The sequence below is a fragment of the Telluria sp. AC161 genome (assembly GCF_979258535.1).
In genome coordinates this window covers 2142949-2163203 of the sequence record NZ_OZ409861.1, presented here as the reverse complement: position 1 = coordinate 2163203, position 20255 = coordinate 2142949, and the positions used below count along the sequence as shown (strand labels likewise).

General features: G+C 61.7%; 17 protein-coding genes. 6 read left to right on the top strand and 11 right to left on the bottom strand.

Annotated elements, in window-relative coordinates:
* Nucleotides 1–69 precede the first annotated feature (69 nt).
* On the bottom strand, nt 70–2913 hold the full coding sequence (locus ACZ0AJ_RS09710) for a TonB-dependent receptor (protein WP_499454178.1): 2844 nt from the start codon (nt 2911–2913) through the stop codon (nt 70–72).
* Nucleotides 2914–3524: 611 nt separating this feature from the next.
* Nucleotides 3525–4073, bottom strand: coding sequence for a cysteine hydrolase family protein (locus ACZ0AJ_RS09705; RefSeq protein ID WP_499454177.1), 549 nt, complete (start codon nt 4071–4073; stop codon nt 3525–3527).
* A 137-nt stretch (nt 4074–4210) separates the two neighbouring features.
* On the opposite strand from ACZ0AJ_RS09705, the gene ACZ0AJ_RS09700 reads away from it, so the two are divergent.
* Both ACZ0AJ_RS09700 and ACZ0AJ_RS09695 read left to right on the top strand, forming a co-directional pair.
* Nucleotides 4211–5209 (top strand): GlxA family transcriptional regulator, encoded by a 999-nt coding sequence (locus ACZ0AJ_RS09700; RefSeq protein ID WP_499454176.1) that lies wholly within the window; start codon nt 4211–4213, stop codon nt 5207–5209.
* Between the two features lie 335 nt (nt 5210–5544).
* Nucleotides 5545–7743, top strand: a complete 2199-nt coding sequence (locus ACZ0AJ_RS09695; protein WP_499454174.1) for an OsmC domain/YcaO domain-containing protein — start codon at nt 5545–5547, stop codon at nt 7741–7743.
* 168 nt (nt 7744–7911) lie between these two features.
* Here the strand turns inward: ACZ0AJ_RS09695 and ACZ0AJ_RS09690 are convergent, their stop codons facing one another.
* From ACZ0AJ_RS09690 to ACZ0AJ_RS09655, 8 genes are all read right to left on the bottom strand, one after another.
* Nucleotides 7912–8238 carry a hypothetical protein gene (locus ACZ0AJ_RS09690; RefSeq protein ID WP_499454173.1) on the bottom strand — a complete coding sequence of 109 codons (327 nt, stop codon included), beginning with the start codon at nt 8236–8238 and terminating at the stop codon, nt 7912–7914.
* Nucleotides 8239–8481: 243 nt separating this feature from the next.
* Nucleotides 8482–9132: a Vat family streptogramin A O-acetyltransferase gene (locus ACZ0AJ_RS09685; RefSeq protein ID WP_499454171.1), complete on the bottom strand. Its 651-nt coding sequence runs from the start codon at nt 9130–9132 to the stop codon at nt 8482–8484.
* 119 nt (nt 9133–9251) lie between these two features.
* Entirely contained in the window at nt 9252–9602 is a 351-nt protein-coding gene (locus ACZ0AJ_RS09680; protein WP_499454169.1) for a hypothetical protein, read from the bottom strand.
* A gap of 510 nt (nt 9603–10112) precedes the next feature.
* Entirely contained in the window at nt 10113–10442 is a 330-nt protein-coding gene (locus ACZ0AJ_RS09675; protein ID WP_499454165.1) for a hypothetical protein, read from the bottom strand.
* A 516-nt stretch (nt 10443–10958) separates the two neighbouring features.
* Complete coding sequence (locus ACZ0AJ_RS09670) at nt 10959–11366, bottom strand: hypothetical protein (protein WP_499454164.1); 408 nt, start codon at nt 11364–11366, stop codon at nt 10959–10961.
* Nucleotides 11367–11533: 167 nt separating this feature from the next.
* On the bottom strand, nt 11534–12061 hold the full coding sequence (locus ACZ0AJ_RS09665) for an SMI1/KNR4 family protein (RefSeq protein ID WP_499454656.1): 528 nt from the start codon (nt 12059–12061) through the stop codon (nt 11534–11536).
* 195 nt (nt 12062–12256) lie between these two features.
* Entirely contained in the window at nt 12257–13072 is an 816-nt protein-coding gene (eutC, locus tag ACZ0AJ_RS09660; protein ID WP_499454161.1) for an ethanolamine ammonia-lyase subunit EutC, read from the bottom strand.
* Between the two features lie 10 nt (nt 13073–13082).
* Nucleotides 13083–14474: an ethanolamine ammonia-lyase subunit EutB gene (locus ACZ0AJ_RS09655; protein WP_499454160.1), complete on the bottom strand. Its 1392-nt coding sequence runs from the start codon at nt 14472–14474 to the stop codon at nt 13083–13085.
* A 261-nt stretch (nt 14475–14735) separates the two neighbouring features.
* Here ACZ0AJ_RS09655 and ACZ0AJ_RS09650 point away from each other — a divergent pair, with 261 nt between their 5' ends.
* On the top strand, nt 14736–16085 hold the full coding sequence (locus ACZ0AJ_RS09650) for a TonB C-terminal domain-containing protein (RefSeq protein ID WP_499454159.1): 1350 nt from the start codon (nt 14736–14738) through the stop codon (nt 16083–16085).
* 5 nt (nt 16086–16090) lie between these two features.
* Nucleotides 16091–16498, top strand: a complete 408-nt coding sequence (locus tag ACZ0AJ_RS09645; protein ID WP_499454653.1) for an H-NS histone family protein — start codon at nt 16091–16093, stop codon at nt 16496–16498.
* 18 nt (nt 16499–16516) lie between these two features.
* Here the strand turns inward: ACZ0AJ_RS09645 and ACZ0AJ_RS09640 are convergent, their stop codons facing one another.
* Nucleotides 16517–16975, bottom strand: coding sequence for a hypothetical protein (locus ACZ0AJ_RS09640; protein WP_499454156.1), 459 nt, complete (start codon nt 16973–16975; stop codon nt 16517–16519).
* 45 nt (nt 16976–17020) lie between these two features.
* On the opposite strand from ACZ0AJ_RS09640, the gene ACZ0AJ_RS09635 reads away from it, so the two are divergent.
* Together ACZ0AJ_RS09635 and ACZ0AJ_RS09630 are read left to right on the top strand one after the other, a co-directional pair.
* Complete coding sequence (locus tag ACZ0AJ_RS09635) at nt 17021–17218, top strand: hypothetical protein (RefSeq protein ID WP_499454155.1); 198 nt, start codon at nt 17021–17023, stop codon at nt 17216–17218.
* Between the two features lie 214 nt (nt 17219–17432).
* Nucleotides 17433–20234, top strand: coding sequence for a TonB-dependent receptor (locus tag ACZ0AJ_RS09630; RefSeq protein WP_499454154.1), 2802 nt, complete (start codon nt 17433–17435; stop codon nt 20232–20234).
* Nucleotides 20235–20255: the final 21 nt, after the last annotated feature.

The following is a 20255-nucleotide window of genomic DNA, read 5'->3' as shown; positions in this document are numbered from 1 at the left end:
GAACTGCCAGGCCGGCCCGCGCTGGCGATGGGCTGTGCGGCGCCACGTACCATGGCGCCGCGTGCTGCATTAGAACCTCAGGCTGGCGCCCAGGGTCACGGAACGGCCGTAGCGGTAATAGCCGTTGGGCAGGCTGACGGTGCCATTGGTCAGGCGGGGCGCCTGCTCGGCATCGGTGAGGTTGTTGCCTTCGATGCTGATGCGCAGCGACTTGTTGACATCATAGGCGAGCTGGGCCGTGACCCAGGTCACCGAGTTGGTCACTTCGTTGAAGCCGGAACCGATCACGTTGGAGGCAGTGACGAAGGAGTCGGTGAAGTCAGCCGTAGTACTCATGCTCCAGGGGCCGCGCTCGTACAGAACGCCAAGCGACGCGCTCGCTGGCGCAACGCCCTCGAGCGGGCGTTCGACGCCGGCAACCCAACTGCTCGACAGGTTGCGCGTGTATTGCGCGCGCACGCCAAAGCCGTTGGCGAACAGGTGCTGCATGCCGATCTCCATGCCGCGCGCCTTGGCGCTGTCGCCATTGATCGGGCGCTGCACGTTGAACAGGCGTCCGCCCGGCGCACCGATGTCCTGGCCAGTCAGCCAGAGGTTGGTGATCTGGTTCTTGATGTTCTTCTGGTAGACGGCGAAGGTCATCGCGGAGCCTTTGGCGTAATACCATTCCAGCGACACATCGGCCTGGTGCGCCGTGTATGGCTTCAGATCGGCATTGCCGCCATAGATCTGCGTGAAGTCGCCCCACGAGATGCTGGCCGTGGTGCTCGACGGCGCGAGCTTGTCGACTGACGGGCGTGCCATCGTCTTGGCCGCGCCAACGCGCAGTTGCAGCTTGTCCGTGAGCGAATAGGTGAAGTTACCCGACGGCAGGGCGAAGCTGTAGGTGGCATCCTGGCGCACGACCGACGGGTCGGCGTAGATGGGCGTGAAGTTGAATGCGCCGTTCTGCACGATCTCGTTGATCTTGGCATCCCACGCTTGCGCGCTGGTCTTGGTGCGCACGAAGCGCACGCCGACGTCGGCAAACCAGCGTTCGCCCGCCAGGTCGGCCTGCACGAATGCGGTCGAGGTCTTTTCTTCGACGCGGTAGCTTTCCAGCGGGTTGAAAGCGGGCGCCGACAAGGTCGAGCTGTAGACGCCGCCGCCCGGCCGTGGCTTGCCGTCGTAGCCGGCCAGTGCCTGCGCGTAGCTGTCGACGTCAAAGCCGAGGAAGCTGCGCGGGAAGTTGCCGTTCACGCCCGACAAAAAGCCCTTGGGGCTCAAGGTCTGGTTGATCACGTTGCCGCCCAGGGCGCCCACGTTGATCGCGTTTTCGCCGGCATAGTGATCCTGGCCCGAGTTGAACGCGTTGTTGATCATGTCGCGTGACTTCTTGCGGTTGGTCTGGCTCAGACCGAACTTGAGGTAGTCGATGCTGTACCGGTCCACCTTCCAGTCGGCGTTGACCGTCGCGCCACCGATGCGGTCGTCGATATTGTCGCCGGCCCGGCTGTAGAAGTGGGTATTGAAGTCCTTGCCGCTGAACAGGCCCTGGGCCAGGCCGCTCTGCAGGTCGCGGCCATCGGCCAGTGTGGTCGTCACATCGGGCACGGCGCCGCCGTTGAGCCGGATGCGCGTCGTGTTCGGCTGGTTCATGCGCAGCACGACATAGCTGTCCTTGCCGCCGGAGTCACGCTTCGACGTCGACAGATAGACGTCGCCGGCCACGTTCAGCGTCGGGGAAATGCGCCATTCGGCTCGCGTGCCGTACATTGCGGTATCGACGACCCGGTATTCGGTCCGGTTCAGCACTTCGGGATTGAGGCGCAGCTCGGGGTCGCTGCTGTTCAAGGTCAGGTCGGTCACGACATTGTTGGTGACCTTCACGTCGGACCAGCGGCCCGGCGCATACAGCGGGTAGTACGACAGCTGGTAGCCCACCTGCGGCGAGTCGAGCCTGGTCTTGAAGCCGTCGAAGATGACCTTGACGTCGCTGCTGGGCCGCCACTCAACCTTGCCCGAGAGCGCGATGCGCTCCTTTTTCTCCATGATCGAGCCGAAGCGGAACTGGCCAGGCCCGATCAGGCCTTCTTCGTTGGGATCGAGTACGCCGTTGCCGTTCGGATCGATGGGGCCGCCCCAGGTATTGCCGGATTCCCAGAACTGGCTCGGGTCGCTCGGGATGGGGTTGCGCGACCAGCCGCCGTCGTTGCCGGCGGTGTCAGTGCGCACGTCGCGCTTGGCATAGACGAGGCCAAGCAGCACGCCGACCTTGTTGTCGAACGTGTTGCTGTAGGTGGCGGACAGCTTCTTGCCGTTCAGGCTGCTCATATCGTTGTGGTCAGCCTCGGCGCGCACCAGGCCACGCTGGCCTTTCTGATCGAACGGGCTGGCCGAACGCAGATTCACCAGGCCGCCGATGGCACCTTCGACGAGCTGCGCCTGGGTCGATTTGACGACGTCGGCGCCGCTGATCACATCGGCCGGCAGCACATCGAACGCGAAATAGCGGCCCGCGCTGTCGGTGCCCAGCAGGCGACCGTTGAAGGTAGTGAGCGTGTAGTCAGGACCCAGACCGCGGATGCTGACCCGCTGGCCTTCACCGCCGGCCGTGCGGGAAATCGAGACGCCGGTGATATGGCTGAGCGAGTCGGCCACGTTGTTATCGGGGAAGCGCCCGAGTTCCGTCGCGCTGATGCTGTCCTGTACGACAGCGGCGTTGCGCTTGAGTTCCAGCGACTGCTGCAGGCTGGCACGGGTGCCGGTCACGACGACTTGCTCCAGCTTGCCGGCATCGGCCGCAATGACCTCCTGTGCGCGGCCCGGTGTCGCAAGTGTGGCAAGCGCGAGCAGACAGGCAGACGTGAGCGGATTGAGCACAAACCGATCCTGACGATTGGCGCGCGAGCGGCACTGTGAAGGAGAATTCATGAAACGCTTCCTTTATAAGTTGTTGGAGCAGCGTGGCGATGGCTGGCAAACGAAAAGGCTGTTGAGTTGCGATCACTGCCTTCACGAGCCGGAGTGCAGACCAGCTGATGCGACTTGTCTCTATCTTTCGTTTTATTTCGTATTGCGTGAATCCTCAGCGTACAGGTTTCGGTTGAGAGATATCGAAAGTCTTTGACATTGCTCGAACCGTCGCTGTGACACCAAGTCTATAGCGAAATTACGTGTAATACAAAACATCTTTCGTTTTTTCGAATTTCCGTTGTGTTAACGTATTTCACGAAAATTCTTTCATTCGAAAGTAAGTTCGCTGGCGATTTTTGTTTCGTGAGGTGCGCCTGTGCACAGGCAGGTCGGCGGCGCGATCGAACAGTGCCGAACCGGTTGGATGCGCGAGGGGAGGGGTGTGAGAACGGGTGACCGGGGGCGAAGGGTTATCCCCGATGTGGCTTCGGGACGAGGCCGTGTTCAGCGGGGATGCGGATGGTCGTGAACGAATGCGAGAGTGCCAGGGACGGGGCAGGCCGCTGCGCATGGCATCGGGCTACCAGCCGCCCAACGCCCGCGCCAGCCTGTCCGGGATCAGCGGCTTGTCAGCCCGCCAGGTAGTCGTCGACCGACACCACCGACGCGTGGGCAAATGCCAGTGCCGACATGAACGCGGCGTGCACCTGCGCGGCCGGCACGGTCTGTCCGCCGAACTCGAGGTCGCGCGTGGCGCATGCATCGTGCACGACCGTGGTCTTGTACCCGAAGTCGCACGCTGCACGGGTCGTCGCATCGATGCACATATGACTCATGGCGCCAATGACTGTCACCTCATCGACGCCGTGGTCGTCCAGCAGTGCCTTGAGATGGGTCTTGAGAAAAGCATTCGGGAAGTTCTTGACGATGACCCGTTCGCCCTGCGCCGGCGCCACGGTGTCGTGGATCTGGACGGCATCCGTTCCCGGCGTGAAGACGGGCGCGTCCGGGTCCGTGGACTCGTGGCGAATATGGATGAGCAGGTCGCCTTTGTTACGGGCATCGGCGATCACGCGCGCTGCATTGGCCAATGCGTCATGGATGCCGGCCAGGGCCAGTTTTCCGGTAGGGAGATACTCGTTCTGGAGGTCGACGACGACGACGGCACGTTTGTTCATGGTGGTGTTCCTTTCATTGAAATGAGGCGCCCAACGACAATATCGTGCACGCGTCGGGCAAGCCAAAACACCGATTGTGCTCGCAACGGTCACCACCGAACATTGGCCCGCAGGCTAACTTTCGATATAATCGGGCCATGCCTGCTACGACACCTGCCGCACTTTGCAAAAAAGTCGCCGTCATCGCCTTCGAGGGCATCACGCCGTTTCACCTGTCGGTGCCTTGTCTGGTGTTCGGTAGCCGTGTGGTCGACACCGATGCGATGTCGTTCGCGATCACTGTCTGCGCGCCGCAGGCGGGCACATTGTCGACCTCTGCCGGATTCGCGATCGCAATCGATGCCGATCTCTCGGCAGTCGACGAGGCTGACATCATCGTCATGCCGTCCTGGCACGCAGACGGGCGCAGCGCACCGGACAACCTGCTTGACAGTGTGCGCCGCGGCCATGCGCGCGGCGCCACGGTCGTCGGCTTGTGCCTGGGCGCCTTTCCGCTGGCACAGGCCGGCTTGCTCAATGGGCGGACGGTGGCAACGCACTGGGAGGCGGCAGACATGCTCGCGCAACACTATCCCCGACTGGCCGTGGACCGGCACGTGCTGTACGTGGATGATGGCGACATACTGACGTCGGCGGGTGTTGCCGCCGGCCTCGATTGCTGCCTGCATCTGCTGCGGCGGCTGTGCGGCGCCGAGGTCGCCAATCGTGTCGCAAAGCACATCCTGGTCGCGCCGCACCGTGACGGCGGGCAGGCCCAGTTCATCGAGCGGCCGTTGCCGGACGACGCTGCGGCAGGGCGGTTCGCCCAGTTGCTCGAGTGGGTCGGTGAACATCTGCACGAGGAGCACAGCATCGACATGCTGGCCGAGCGTGCTGCCATGAGCCGGCGCAATTTCACACGTCATTTTCGTCTTGCGACCGGAACCTCTTTCAAGCAGTGGTTGCAGAATCAGAGACTGATCCATGCACAGCGACTGCTCGAGGCAGGGGACTTGTCAATCGAGCGCGTCGCGCACGCAGCCGGGTTCGGCACGGCGCTGTCGCTCCGGCAGCATTTCAAGGCAGCCCTGCGCACATCGCCGTCCGACTACCGCAAGCGCTTTCGGGCAAGTAGCGTTGAGCGGGCTGACACCTGATCACGGCAATCGCTGGTAAAGATGGCCCCCGATCAAGAGAGAAGGGGCAATCTGGCTATCATAAAATGTAACTAACCAACGTGTAAATTGACGAAAACATCAACCCCGCGTTAGCAGCGGGGCCGACTTCGGGGCACGTGGAACTGTGGCCAGATCACGTGATTATCACGTCCGCCAGCGACGATCTGGCACCGCAATAATGCTAGAATGGCGCGCTGCGTGCGTGGCACCGGCGACTGGCACCCCACCTGCAAGTGTGTGAATAATAATAAAGCCCTGTTTTTACAGGGCTTTATGTTTTTAAACGATTTTGAGCGTTACTGAGGAAATCTGCGATGGAAATTAAGGTCAACTTTCTCGACAAGCTTCGTCTCGAGGCGAAGTTCGATGACTTCACGGTGATTGCCGACCAACCCATCCGCTACAAGGGTGACGGTTCGGCGCCGGGCCCGTTCGATTATTTCCTGGCCTCGTCGGCCCTGTGCGCGGCGTACTTCGTCAAGCTGTACTGCGATACGCGCAACATCCCGACCGAAAATATCCGCCTGTCGCAAAATAATATCGTCGACCCGGAAAACCGTTACCAGCAGATTTTCAAGATCCAGGTCGAGCTGCCTGCCGATATCTCGGACAAGGACCGCCAAGGCATCCTGCGCTCGATCGACCGTTGTACGGTCAAGAAAGTGGTGCAGGCCGGCCCGGAGTTCGTCATCGAAGAAGTCGAGAATCTCGACGCCGATGCGCAGGCCTTGCTCACGCTGCAGCCATCGACCGACTCGCGCACCTATATCACCGGCAAGGACCTGCCGCTCGAACAGACCATCGCCAATATGTCCGGCATGCTGGCCGATTGGGGCATCAAGATCGAGATCGCCTCGTGGCGCAATATCGTGCCGAACGTGTGGTCGCTGCATATCCGCGATGCCCATTCGCCAATGTGCTTCACCAACGGCAAGGGCGCGACGAAAGAAAGCGCACTGGCCTCGGCACTGGGCGAATACATCGAACGTCTCAATTGCAATCACTTCTACGCCGGCGCGTTCTGGGGCGAAGACATCGCCAATGCGTCGTTCGTCCATTACCCGAACGAGCGCTGGTTCAAGCCGGGTCCGAACGACGCGTTGCCGGCTGAGATTCTCGACGCTTACAGCCTCGCCATCTACAACCCGGACGACGAATTGCGTGGCTCGCACCTGATCGATACCAATTCGGGCAATGCCGCGCGCGGCATCTGCGCGCTGCCGTACATGCGCCAGTCGGACAACGAGGTCGTGTACTTCCCGACCAATCTGATCGAGAACCTGTACGTCAGCAATGGCATGAGCGCCGGTAACACGCTGGCCGAAGCCCAGGTGCAGTGCCTGTCCGAGATTTTCGAACGCGCCGTCAAGCGCGAAATCCTCGAAGGCGAATTGGCGCTGCCGGATGTGCCGCAAGAAGTGCTGGCGAAATATCCGGGGATCGTGGCCGGCATCGCGGCGCTGGAAGAGCAGGGCTTCCCGGTGCTGGTGAAAGACGCGTCGATGGGCGGTACGTACCCCGTCATGTGCGTGACGCTGATGAACCGCAAGACGGGTGGCGTGTTCGCCTCGTTTGGCGCGCATCCGAGTTTCGAAGTGGCGCTCGAGCGCAGCCTGACCGAACTCCTGCAAGGCCGCAGCTTCGAAGGCTTGAACGATCTGCCGCAGCCGACCTTTGCCAGCAATGCAGTCACCGAGCCAAATAACTTCGTCGAACACTTCATCGATTCGAGCGGCATCGTCTCGTGGCGCTTCTTCAGCGCCAAAGCCGATTTTGATTTCGTGGAATGGGATTTCTCGAGCGAGGGCGAACACGCCAATGCCGAAGAAGCGGCGACGCTGCTGGCGATCCTCGCCGACATGGGCAAGGAAGTCTATACGGCCGTGTACGATCAGCTTGGCGCGACCGCGTGCCGCATCCTGGTGCCGGGTTATTCCGAAATCTATCCGGTCGAAGACCTGATCTGGGATAACACGAACAAGTCGCTGCTGTTCCGCAGCGATATCCTGAATCTGCATCGCCTCGACGACGACAGTCTCGAAGCGCTGATCGATCGCCTGGAAAACAGTGAGCTCGACGAGTACTCGGATATCGCCACGCTGATCGGTATCGAGTTTGACGAGAATACCGAGTGGGGCCAGCTGACCGTGCTCGAACTCAAGTTGCTGATTCATCTGGCGCTCGGCCAGCTCGAGGATGCGCATGAACTGGTCGGTGCGTTCTTGCAGTACAACGACAACACCGTCGAACGCCGCCTGTTCTATCAGGCGATGAACGTGGTGCTGGAAGTCTCGCTCGACGACGATCTGGAACTGGACGATTATGTTGCCAACTTCCGCCGCATGTATGGCGACGAGCGCATGGACGCCGTGCTCGGCTCGGTGGACGGCAGCGTGCGCTTCCATGGCTTGAGCCCGACCAGCATGGCGCTGGAGGGCCTCGACCGTCATCATCGCCTGATCGACAGCTACAAGAAGCTGCACGCAGCGCGCGCGAAGGCGGCAGCCCGCTGAGCTGGTGGCAGGGCGGTTCGCGTCGCTGTCTACAGCAAATAGGATTTGCGGAAATAGACGTGACGCGAAGTGCTGCGGTGCCGGGCTAAGCCTGGCTGATTTTGCCAATCGCTTCAACTGGCCTTGGGATCAGGATCGTGACCGGCAGCTTTCAACCCTGGGCGGGCCTCAGCCCAAAAACTGATGGCCGCCTCTGATTGCGCGGTTCCGTAGTTCGATTTTCCAATCGCTGTCTAGTTGTGCGAGGCAGTCTTTGAGCGGCCACCCAGGTGCCGTCTCGATCAGATGCATTAACGAGGAGGCAAGTCCAAAGCAGCCATCAGGGCCGAACAATTCGACGAGTACGCAGGCCTCGTTATCCGTTATTGGCTTTGCAATGGCTCGGTAAAGCGCTTCGAACCTGGCGAGCTGGGCAACTTCCGCTTCATCCTCCGATGGCAGGGGGCCAAGCTGTTCAAGCTCGGCTATCTCAGTTCGTACGCTCGTATTGGACATTTGATTCGTAGGTTGGTGCGGGTCAAGGGGCGAAAGGTGTGGTTTCGCACTAATTGCTTTTGCCGAACCCGACCGATCAAGCGAGCATAGCAGGTGGCCAAATTGAGATGTCACTGACTGTCTCGGCAAGCCGCTGTCGACCCACCCTGGCCGTTTCTGGCCAGTCTCTACTTGGCAGTCCACGGCAGCCCGTTCCTGAGAAGCTGACGCCGAAATCAACCGAAAGTGATCAAAAGGAACGGGCTACTCGGACAGATCGGCAGTGGCTGCGCGTTCGAGAGCATCAATGTCGCCGGCTTGAATCTGATTGAGATGCTCCGTGATCCACGCTGGGGAACGATTCCACCACGCAACCGATTGCAGACGCCGCACGCTGTCAGCATCGAAGCGCCGTCGCACGACCTGAGCAGGGTTTCCGCCAACGACCGTGTAAGGAGGGACATCGGTCGTGACCACCGAACGCGCAGCGATGATGGCGCCATCGCCGATTGTCACGCCAAACATGATCAATACATCGTAACCAATCCATACATCGTTGCCGATGATGGTATCGCCTTTGTACGGAAGTTCGCCCGCAGCTGGACGAGCAACTTCCCAACCGTTGCCAAAAATGAAGAACGGGAAGGTTGAGATATCACTCATCTGGTGATTGGCGCCATTCATGATGAATTTGACGCCACGCGCGATTGCGCAAAATCTACCGATGATTAGCCGATCCACAATGAAAGGGAAGTGATACAACACGTTATTTTCGAAGTTTTCTACGCCATTGGGATCATCGTAATACGTGAAGTCGCCGATTTCGATGTTCGGACGGGTAACGGCGTTTTTCAGGAAGCAGATCTGAGGAAAACCATCCATCGGATACACCGTGTCTGGGCTTGGGCCGTGCATGTGCAGTCTCCATTATTCATTTCTAGTTCTACAACTTGCAACGCAAGCGGTTGCAAGCGACTGTTACTGGCCGATCTTGGCCGCACAGTGTTCGGCAGCTTTCGACCCTTAGCGGACAGTCAATCAGAGACCGCTTGCCTTAATTGCTCGACAGTTTGAAAAGCACGGAGCGCTACGTTGAAGCTGTATTCCATGTCGATGGCACGTAGGTCTACCGCAAGCGCTCTCTGTAATTCAAGCGCAAAAGATAAGGCGCAAGTGTCGAGAGACTCAGCGGTGACGGTTTCCGCTTCTTTGCTCAGTCGGATGACCATGATCGTTCCTGCACAGCCGTACTCATACTCGAAGACCGCGCCGATGAAGTTTCCACGTTTGGCGTTTCTTACGCCATTCATGGCCACGATAGCGTTGATTGTAAGCTCAACGTCGAACCTCTGATTTTCCCTGATAAAGATCAGTAATTTGGTCAATTTTTCTCATGCTCGATGGTCCGCCTTTGGGCGAAAGCGGCCTGTCGCACTAGGTTAGCAGCTTGCAAAACGGAAAAATCTACGGATTGTCACAGACGCCGTTTTACTTGATGGCATCCTTCAGATCGGCGAACGTGAGCAAATTCCTGATCTGATATTCCGAAGGCGTGGCAACGAATGCCACGTGGTCCGGAACGGAAGTGAGCGTAGCAAAGTTTCCTTGCATGGCTGCGCGTACCTTCACTTCCATTGCCCCCTTGCGTCGAGCACTTTCTTCCTTTCCTTCCCCGCGCCGTCGAACCGGGTCGCCAAAACGGAGAGAATTTCGGCCGCTTCTTTGAGGATGCGCTGTTTTTTATCGTTCAGCCCGCCCACCGCTCAACCGGGCTCGTATGCCAGCCTCGTTGCACGCGACAACGATCTTGATGCTCAGCCAAAAGCCTCTACAGGAAGAGACGGAAATCGTACGATAAGGTGAATCGAGGCGGCGATGATCATTCCTGGCGATCCTCAACCCTTCTGCGCCGCCTTGGCGTCTGCCAGCTCGTCGGTGCTAACCATGTAGCCCTCATCGGCGGCCAGCTGCGCGTCCGGCTGCAACTGCTCGTGTTCGCGCGCGCGGGTGAGGAGCACTTGCACCGTGTCGATTTTATGGCGCACAGTCTCGGATAACGCGGCCAGGGTCAGCGGCTCCGGGAGCATCACTTCGCATTCCTCGGCGGCGCGCGCGGCCGGGTGCTCGCGCGCCAGTTCGCCGGATTGTCCCGTCTCGTCGCGCTCGATCAGGCGCAGCACGTTGCGCAAACCCTGCTCCAATTGTTCCAGCCGGCTCGATTCCATTCAAAACCTCCCGTGTTCGCGATAGAAAAAAGGCACTTCGGCCAACTGCACGCCGCAACGCCCTGCTAAGCATACACATTCTTCCTCGCCGACGACGCTTTGCTCGGAGCTAACGCCAGTGAGATGGATGCGGCGACATGTACCTCAACGTGAAACGCCGTGGCGGGGCCTGAAACTGGCTAGAACAGCTATCGCCGCGCGATTTACCGCTCTTCCTGCAGACGCTTTTAACTAAGTGTGCTGACCTGTGGCTTTAGCATCGAGGCCGGCACACTAGCCCGGTTGAGCAATGGGCGGGGCGCGGAGTTTGCGACACGTCTAGAGCGATTTATCCGGGTCTTGCGTCCCGAAGGGATGGCCGCTTGCAAGTGACGGACTGTCACGACAGGCAGCAATCGCCCCATTGCTTTCCGTTCTATTTCCTGTCCACTTAGGAGGCCGACCGCCTCAAGCCGCAAGGCATCCGAACTTCCGGTTTCGACCCATACCGGACCTTACCTGCAGCGGACCTTGCATTCATTTAGCCAGCACTTGTTCCAGCCACCTTGCAACTACTGGGTTCTCGCCTGCCTGCAGGTTGCTCGAAAAGGATAGTAGTTCCTGACTCGACTCGACGGCTCGCCCAAGGTACTCGACTTGTTTCAACGACCACCAACGGTCGAATACTGCTTCGGAAATATCTGCTAGTCCGAATATGTGAGCGCGCTTGTTTTCGTCTTGAAAGATTTCTAATGTCTGCGCAAGATAAGCAAGCTTCACAACCGCTCGTATGCTGGCCTCTGTCCAGGCGGACTTATCACCAAATTCGTGACTCATTACTTGAGACGAACAGCAAAGCAAAAGCTCATCTTCTGTAAGGCGCTGAGCAAGCTCGGCTGATGTCTCCTTACGAGGTTCGATCAAGAAAAACCAGTTATGCAACATTAAGTATCCAAGCCTATTTGTGCATCTTGTGAATGACCGCTTCTGGCCGAACCCGGCCTATCGGTCAAGCATACCAGGTTGACAACATGAAAAGCAGGGACCGGCGCGGTACGCCGCATCCGACCCGGAGTGACCAGTCGGCATGCTTGAGCACGGCGCGTTACCGATCATGCGTCGTCCGCAGCCTTGAATGTTGGCGAGTGACTGGGAATGTCATCCGGGAATACGGTACAAACAAGCTTGCCACTAAGAACCTGCGATAGAAACGCTGTCATAGAAAGGTTGTACATTTCCCAATGCGGACCGCGCGCTTCATTCACGACCACCGGCCACAAGTCAGGCTCGCCGTCTGTCTTCCAGTAAAGGGAATCCCCATTGTCGGTCGATCCAAAAGGAAATAAACCGCCCGACGCTGGGAAATAGAGAAATGGGATCTGTTCACCGCATTGGGCCAACTGTGCAAGGACATCGCCAACGACCTCCAGTTTACGCTCCAGGTTGACATGCTGGTTGCGAGTAAACGGCGAAAAAATCCAGATGAAAGAATCAATTGATCCTAACCCGAACGCATCGATAAATGCTTTGTAATCGGCAGGGAGGCGGGTTCCCAGACGTTCTTCGACGCGGGCCCACGCCTGCCGGTCCTCCTCAGCGCAAATCGCAGGTGGCGAAAGTATTTCTTTTAGAGTTTTCATTAACAGTCAGATTCCTTGACGAGCGATTCGCCGGAAGCGCACCGTGAGCATGAATTTTTGCCAATCTCGACCGGCTGGTTTTGGCCGAAAGCAGAACTTAATCCGGCTAGTTAACATCAGCAAGGATTAGTTGCCTCCGCCATTCACAGCCAGTGGTTGCAGCAATTTCCAAAACGTCACATCTGTTTCGAAAAGTCACAGCAGGAACGCCGGCCCGCCGCCACCCGGCAGCACGTCATCCTGCGTCGTCTCGTCCTTGAGTGCCACGCCGCTCAACTGCCGTTGCTGCGCCTGCCCGAGCAAATAATGCAGCCGGGCGGCGGCTTGGGCATAACCCAACCCCGCAGGCCTGACGTTCGAGATGCAGTTACGGCGCTCGTCCGTCAGGCCGACGCGTGGCCCCCACGTCATGTAGATGCCCATGCTGTCCGGTGCACTCAGGCCCGGCCGTTCACCAATCAGCACGACGGCGATCTTCGCCCCCAGCAATTGACCGACTTCGTCGCCCACGGCCACGCGGCCTTGCTGGGCGATCGCCAGCGGACCCAGCGTCCACGCTTCGGCGGCAAGCTGCAAATGCAGTGCTGCCAGAAAGGGCGCGGCATTCTGCGCGATCGCGTGTGACGACAGGCCATCCGCCACAACGATCGCCAGGTCAACGGGGCGGTTGCCATCGTCGATATCAGCCAGGATCGCGCGTGATGGCGCATCGAGCCGCCGCCCCAGATCCGGCCGCTGCAGATAGACGTTGCGATTGGCAGCAGCACTGTGCAGCAGGAGGGGCGGGCCGGCGTGCGGCCACGCTGCCTGCAGTGCAGGCATGAGCGCATCAACGTCGAGGGGGAGGTGGACCGCGTCGCGCGCCCGCGCATGCGCGAGCTGGAAGTCGAGCTGTGCGGCTGTCGGCTGGCTGATGCCGGCGGCGCCCAGCGCAATGCGGGCGTCCGTGAATTTACGCAAGGCTTGCCAGGGTGCGGGGACGGCATCAAAGTCGTCGGTCGAATCGGACATAAAAGCAACCTCAGGATGACTGCAGCAGCGCGCGCTGGAATGCCGGGGGCACGGTCCGCCCCAGCTCGGCTTGACCCGCGCCCTTGAAAATACCCAGTGCGCGCAACCACGCATCGAATTCGGGCGCCGGTTGCAGGCCGAGCGCGCGGCGCGCATACAGCGCATCGTGGAACGACGTCGTCTGATAATTGAGCATGATGTCGTCCCCACCGGGAATGCCCATCACGAAGGTGCAGCCGGCCGCGCCCAGCATCGTCAGCAGCACGTCCATGTCGTCCTGGTCGGCTTCGGCGTGGTTGGTATAGCAGACGTCGCACCCCATCGGCAGGCCAAGGAGCTTCGCGCAGAAGTGGTCTTCCAGGCCGGCGCGGATGATCTGCTTGCCGTCGTACAGGTATTCCGGCCCCATGAAGCCCACCACGGTGTTGACCAGCAGCGGGTCGAACTCGCGCGCCACGGCATACGCGCGCGCTTCGCAGGTTTGCTGGTCGACGCCGTGGTTGGCGTTGGCCGACAGCGCGCTGCCCTGGCCGGTCTCGAAATACATGACGTTGTTGCCGACCGTGCCGCGGCCCAGCGACAGGGCAGCGGCGCGGGCTTCGCCGAGCAGCGCCAGGTCGATGCCGAAGCTGGCGTTGGCCGCCTGCGTGCCGGCGATCGACTGGAATACCAGGTCGACCGGCGCGCCGCGCCCGATCGCCTCGATCGTATTGGTCACGTGCGTCAATACGCACGACTGGGTGGGAATCTCGTAGCGGCTGATGACATCGTCCAGCATCGTGACGAGCTTGACCACCTGCGCGACATTGTCGGTGGCCGGGTTGATGCCGATGACCGCGTCGCCGCTGCCATGCATCAGGCCGTCGAACAGGCTGGCAGCGATGCCCGACAGGTCGTCGAGAGGATGGTTCGGCTGCAGACGCGTCGACAGCGTACCGGCCAGGCCGATCGTGTTGCGAAAGCGGGTGATCACGCGGCACTTGCGTGCTACCAGCACCAGATCCTGGATGCGCATGATTTTCGATACGGCTGCCGCCATCTCGGGTGTGATGCCAGGGGCGACGCGCGCCAGCACGGGCCCGTCGACCGCGTCACCCAGCAGCCACTCCCGGAAACTCCCCACGGTCAGGTGGCGAATCGGCGCGAACGCGGCAGCGTCGTGACTGTCGATGATCAGGCGCGTGACTTCATCGGCTTCGTACGGCACGACGGCGTCGTTCAGAAAGGTGCGCAAGGGCAGGTCGGCCAGCGCCATTTGCGCGGCGACGCGCTCTTCGGCGCTGCCTGCGGCAACACCGGCGAGATGGTCGCCCGAGCGCGCGGGCGTGGCCTTGGCCAGCAGGTCGCGCAGATCGGCGAACCAATACGTTTTGGTGCCGACGACGTGGGATATCCGGGGCATGAAGACGGTCCTTCGCTTTTAGGGGGCAATACCGGGCGATTGCGCCGCACTGCCGTGGCGTCAGCAGCGATAGTGCCACAGGTCGGTCGTGTTCAGGGCGCGTGGCGACGGCGTCAGCGGTGTGATAGCATCGCCGCTGATCTTGCACCATTGGCAACTCGCCTCCATCACGCCGACCCCGACCGATCCGACAATGTGAGAACCCCTTCCGACACGCCTGCTTTTTCCTGGCGAATGCGCCTGGCACTGCTAATATCCCTGGTGATCCACGCTCTGCTGCTGAGCATTCCGCTCGAGGGCGATGTGTTCGGGCTCCCAGGATTGCGCATGCCGTGGGAAGAGCGGCGCCTGGCCGCGACTGAATTGAATGTCAGGCTGGCGCCGGCGCCAGCCGCAGCACCAGCCGCAGCACCAGCGCCGCCGCCCGCACCCGTGGCGAAGGCTGAAGCACCGGTCGCCGCGAGCCAGCAGACGCCGCCAGCCGTTCCAGCAGCAACCGCGCCTGCGCCCTCGGTACCGCAAGCGCCGGTCACCAGGATCCAGCCAGCGCCAGCGCCGACACTACAGAACGACGACGCGGCGGGTGCACGCATCATTGCGCTCGATGACGACAAGCGGGAGACGGCGATCGAGGAAGAACGCGTGCGCCAGCAGGTTGTTCAGCGCGAGGCCGCGCGCGCAGCGGCAGCCGTAGCGGCTGAACAGCAGCGGACTGCCGACCTGGCAGCACGAGCGCAGGCACAAGCACAGGCACAGGCACAGGCACAGGCACAGGCACAGGCACAAGCACAAGCACAAGCACGCGAGCAAGCTGCGCGCGACGCGCTGGCCAGCGCCGAGGCGGCGCAACGCGACGCCGAACGTGCCGATGCACAGCGCCTCGAGGAAGCGAACCGCAATGCGGCGGCCCAGCGTGAGGCTGCCCGCGCAGAAGTCGCCCGGCAGGAACAGGCCAAACGGGAAGCGGCGCGTCAGGAACAAGCCCGTCTTGACGCTGCACGTGCTGAAGCGGCCCGACAGGAGCAAGCGCGACTGGCCCAACAGGAAGCAGCACGTCAGGAAGCAGCACGTCAGGAAGCAGCACGTCAGGAAGCAGCCCGCCAGGACGCGATCAAGCAGGAAGCAGGACGCCTCGCGCCGTTGTCGCAAACGCCGGCGGCACCGGTGCAAAGCGCGCAGGAAGCGCAGCGTGAAGAGCGCCTGCGCGCGATCGGCCGGCAGTTGAACCAGGAGGCCGCACAGCGTGACGCCGCCGGCGGGCAGCGTCGCGGGTGGTTGATGGGCCGTGCCGACGCCAACGCCGACCTCGTGGCGTACGCGGAAGCCATGGGCCGCAAGATCGAGCTGAACATGAGCCTGAACGCCGTGCGCGATATCGTCAGGCAGCCGCACCGGCAGCCGCTCGTGACCGTCGCCGTGCGCAGTGACGGTTCGGTGGAGCGGGTGACGTTCGTGACATCGAGCGGCGTGCCTGCCGTCGACGAGGCAATCCGTCAGATCGTTGCCAGTCACGCGCCCTATGGACCGTTCCCGCCGGCGCTGGCGCGCCAGTACGATGTGGTGGAAATTCGCCGAACGTGGCTGTTCGATGTGGCGGTTCGCCTGCAGTAGGAACGATGAGCAGCATCCGATCGGGTCGCCAACAGGTGGCCCGGCATGTTAGGGTGCTGTTTTCATCCACCTTAAAGCAACCTGCAACCATGCAAGACCTCTCCAAATATTCGCTGGCCAAACTTCGCGCACTTGAAGAACAGGTCAACGATGCGCTCAAAACCCACCATTTCCTCAGCATCAGCAAGGCGCGCGAACAGATCCTCCATATCGCCCGCAATGCCGGCCTGAGCGAGAAACAGGTACTGGCGATCAAAGCGCCGGCCTCAGGAAAGCCGGCCGCTACTGCCGTCAGCTACACCAATCCCGATGATCCTGCCCAGCAATGGAGCGGTCGCGGCCGTCAACCGGCCTGGGTCAAGGCATGGCTTGCCGCCGGCAAGTCGCTCGAGGACATCAAGACGTCGGGTTGACCCGCGGCCCGGTCAGCATCAATCGCGCGCGGTACGCCATTCCTGCGCATTGACAGGCTGCTCGTGTTCATGCCCGCAGTTCGTGATCCTCTGTTTGCCGAATTTTTCGATCATGTCGATGCTCGTGGCCGGGGAGCGCTCGGTGATGCAATAAATACCGCCAGCCGTGACAACGCGCGTGCGTCGCGCGCCGTCGCCGCCATCATTGACGAGTTCAACGATCTTGGGCGCTTCGTACCAGCGGCCCGGCGCGACTGCGGCCGCCTCGGCAAACCCGCGGGCCATGCGGATCTGCGGGCTGTCCGGTGGCGCGACGATATACGCCTTGCTGCTCTTGCGCAGCGTGCGCTCGATGGCGCCCGCTTCGCGCAGGGCTTGCTCGACGCTCAATCGCGCGCCCCCTTCGACACGCGTCACGTCAATACCACCGGCTGGCAGGGCGACGTCCGGCTCGGCGCTGGGCTGTTCGATGCCCAACGCTACCGCTTGGTTAGTCCGGGCGGCGGGTGCCTCGATAGTGACGTGCCTGCGTTCCGCGGGAGCGGGGACACCACGTGTGGCAGGCTGCGGCCTGCTGTCAGGCACCTGGATCCACTGGGTGAAGACCGCCTGTCGCTCGTCTTCGGGCGCTCGTTGGCGGCTTGCCTGCCATGCGGCCAGCAAGGCGGCGTGCAGCAGCATGGCCACGCCGATGCCCAGGACGCGATTCTCGGAAGATGACAACGATAGCGGACGTAAGTACATATCCGCCCAGTATAGTCAGCGCCGTGTGTCCGTTATTCGCACATTCTCACATTTCACCAGCGAATCAATCCGAGAGAAATTTTTCTGGTGTATTTATGTCAACTGGATGGCATCATGCTGCGTTATGAAGACACATTTCAGGCGCCGCCGGTCGCGGCGCGCCCGATCCATGCAGACTTCAGGAGAACGAATGCGCCGTTTGAACCTCACGCCGGTATGTGCCGCCATCATGCTGTTGTCTTCGTATGGCGCACCAGCCTTCGCGCAGGCCGTCACCGACTCGCCGGCCCCGGCACCACAGACGCCGGCCCCGCAAGCGCCGGAAGCACCTGCTGATGCAGCCCAGGCAGCGCCAGTCGCACCCACCGTCATCAAGGTCACGGGCCTGCGCCAGAGCCTGCGCTCGGCCGAGGACATCAAGCGCGATGCAGCGCAGGTGGTCGATGCGATCAACGCCGACGATATCGGCAAGTTCCCCGACCGCCATGCGGGCGACGCGCTGCAGCGCGTGGCGGGCGTGCAGGTCGGGCGCGATCGCGGCGAGACCAGCAACGTCACCATCCGCGGCCTGCCCGACGTCGCCACGACCCTCGACGGCAACGAGATCTTCACTGCGGCCGGGCGTCGTCTGGCGTACCAGGATTTGCCGGTGCAGTCGATCGGCGGCATGGAAGTCTACAAATCGGCCACCGCGAACCAGTTTGAAGGCGGCATCGCCGGCGCCGTGAATATCCGCCTGCGCGCACCGTTCGACGCCAAGGGCTTCGTGGCCACCGGCTACGTCGAAGACCGCGTCAACCAGATCAACGGCAGCGGCAATACGGCCGACAAGCACAGCCCGGGCGGCGGCTTTTTGGTCAGCAATCGCTGGGACACCGATTTTGGCGAGATGGGCGCGCTGTTCGACGTCGCCGTCAACCGCGACAACTGGGCCTATCCGGTGCAGTACAACGACCGCCCGTCGAACGTGTTCTCGGTGCGCCCCGACGGCAGCGCCACGCGCCTGGGCGAATCGGCGCCGTTTGCACCGCTCGCCCCTGGCGAGGTACTGGGCCAGCTGCCGCATATCGGCGGCACCTACAACGAAGGCGCGCGTGAACGCCAGAGCGTGCACGGCGCCTTCCAGTGGAAGATCAATCCGCGCACGACGGCCACCGCGCAATACCTGGGCATGGGTTACCAGGGGCGCAACGCCGTCAACTATGCGTTCTCGAATGTCGGTTCGGCCCCGCGCCTGAGCGGCGTGACGCTGGGCCAGCAGTCCAATGGCTGCGCGACGTCGCTGGGCGTCATCTGCCCGATCCTGTCGGCGACCGCGCCGGCCGCGCAGTTCGGCGGCGCCAACGACTGGGAGCCGTACACGGCCACCAGCACCTGGGGCCAGAACGAACGTACCGCCACGCACTACTTGAACCTGGGCCTGAAGTACCTCGAGGGCCCGCTGTCGGTTGAGTCGCAGGTGGGCTACACGCGCTCGAAATTCGTCAACGACACGCTGATCGTTGACCAGCAGGCGCCTGGCGTAAGCGCCAATGTGTACGCGTATGGCGCCGACGGCCATGGCGGCTTCAATGCCATCACCAAGGGCGGCAACGCCAACGTGCTGCAAGACCCGAACGCCTATGTGCTGCGCGGGATGGTGCAGAACTGGAACGAGCAGGCCGGCACCCAGCTGCAGTGGCGCACCGACGCGGTGTACCGCGTGCCCGGCGATGGCGCCTTCAAAGCATTGCTGGGCGGCGTGCGGCTGTCGACGCGCAAGGCGAGCTACCACGGCGCCGAAGGGCATGCCGACTTTACCGGCGCGCGGCCGACGCCGATCGGCGCCTTCGGCCCGGCCTTCCAGCATCTGGTGCCGGGGCTGGATCGCCTGGGTGGCGCCTGGAGTGCACCCTCGGCTGACTTCCTGATCGACCAGGCCGACGCGGTGCGCAGTGGCTATGGCCTGGCCAGCGGACGCATTGCCGAAGACCCGGCGCGCGCGTTCGACCAGAAAGAAAAGAACGTCACGCTGTATGCGGCGGGGCGCTGGGACCATGAGATCGCTGGCGTGGGCATCAAGAGCGAAGCCGGCGTGCGCGTCGTGCGCGTGAACCGCGACTTGCGCGGCCAGAGCCGCATTGGCGACGTGATCACCGACATCGACCAGTCGACGTCGGAAACCAATGTGTTGCCAAGCGCCACGGCGACAATCGGCTGGCGCGAGAACCTGCAGTCGCACCTGTCGGTCGGCAAGACGATCACGCGGCCCGAGTTCGGCGCGCTCAATCCGTCGCTGTCCCTGATTGCGCCGACGGTCAACGTGGCGGGCAGCGGCGGGGCCGGCAATCCGTTGCTGGAGCCGACCAAATCGACCAATCTCGACGCCACGCTCGAGTACTACTTCAAGAAAAACGGTTACGCGCAGATCGCGCTGTTCCACCGCGATATCGACGGCTACCAGCAAAGTTTCACGCAGGATGAAACGATTGACGGTCAGCTGTATCGCGTGACACGCCCGCAAAATTCGGGCAAGGGCCGCCTGCGCGGCGCTGAATTCGGCATCCAGAAGTTTGCCGACTTTTTGCCGGGCGCCTGGAGCGGCCTGGGTGCGCAGTTCAATGCCACGTACATCGATGGCGACAACCAGTCACGCACGGCGTTCGACAGCGACCAGTTCACGACAACGGCGCTCACCGGCGTTTCGCGCCAGAGCTACAACTTTGCGCTGCTGTACGAAGGCAGCGGCTTCACCGGCCGCCTGGCCGCCACGCGCCGGGGCGATTATGTCGAGCAGATCGCCGAAGCCCCGTTCGGCCAGGACCGCGTGGTCAAGGCTGCGACCTTCGTCGACCTGAGCATCGGCTACGAGATCAACGACAACGTGTCGCTGCAATTTGACGCCATCAACCTGACGCGCACGAAGTATGAAAGCTCGCTGGGGCAGTACCAGCCGCGCGATATCCGGTATAACCCGACGACGTATGGCGTGAGCCTGCGCTTCAGGATGTAAGGCAGGGCGGGCTGGCGGCAG

What these genes read in the sequence shown, in the direction of transcription:
- ACZ0AJ_RS09710 (WP_499454178.1), bottom strand. Translation starts at nt 2,913, where the DNA reads ATGAATTCTCCTTCACAGTGCCGCTCGCGCGCCAATCGTCAGGATCGG.
- ACZ0AJ_RS09705 (WP_499454177.1), bottom strand. Translation starts at nt 4,073, where the DNA reads ATGAACAAACGTGCCGTCGTCGTCGTCGACCTCCAGAACGAGTATCTC.
- ACZ0AJ_RS09700 (WP_499454176.1), top strand. Translation starts at nt 4,211, where the DNA reads ATGCCTGCTACGACACCTGCCGCACTTTGCAAAAAAGTCGCCGTCATC.
- ACZ0AJ_RS09695 (WP_499454174.1), top strand. Translation starts at nt 5,545, where the DNA reads ATGGAAATTAAGGTCAACTTTCTCGACAAGCTTCGTCTCGAGGCGAAG.
- ACZ0AJ_RS09690 (WP_499454173.1), bottom strand. Translation starts at nt 8,238, where the DNA reads ATGTCCAATACGAGCGTACGAACTGAGATAGCCGAGCTTGAACAGCTT.
- ACZ0AJ_RS09685 (WP_499454171.1), bottom strand. Translation starts at nt 9,132, where the DNA reads ATGCACGGCCCAAGCCCAGACACGGTGTATCCGATGGATGGTTTTCCT.
- ACZ0AJ_RS09675 (WP_499454165.1), bottom strand. Translation starts at nt 10,442, where the DNA reads ATGGAATCGAGCCGGCTGGAACAATTGGAGCAGGGTTTGCGCAACGTG.
- ACZ0AJ_RS09670 (WP_499454164.1), bottom strand. Translation starts at nt 11,366, where the DNA reads ATGTTGCATAACTGGTTTTTCTTGATCGAACCTCGTAAGGAGACATCA.
- ACZ0AJ_RS09665 (WP_499454656.1), bottom strand. Translation starts at nt 12,061, where the DNA reads ATGAAAACTCTAAAAGAAATACTTTCGCCACCTGCGATTTGCGCTGAG.
- eutC (WP_499454161.1), bottom strand. Translation starts at nt 13,072, where the DNA reads ATGTCCGATTCGACCGACGACTTTGATGCCGTCCCCGCACCCTGGCAA.
- ACZ0AJ_RS09655 (WP_499454160.1), bottom strand. Translation starts at nt 14,474, where the DNA reads ATGCCCCGGATATCCCACGTCGTCGGCACCAAAACGTATTGGTTCGCC.
- ACZ0AJ_RS09645 (WP_499454653.1), top strand. Translation starts at nt 16,091, where the DNA reads ATGAGCAGCATCCGATCGGGTCGCCAACAGGTGGCCCGGCATGTTAGG.
- ACZ0AJ_RS09630 (WP_499454154.1), top strand. Translation starts at nt 17,433, where the DNA reads ATGCGCCGTTTGAACCTCACGCCGGTATGTGCCGCCATCATGCTGTTG.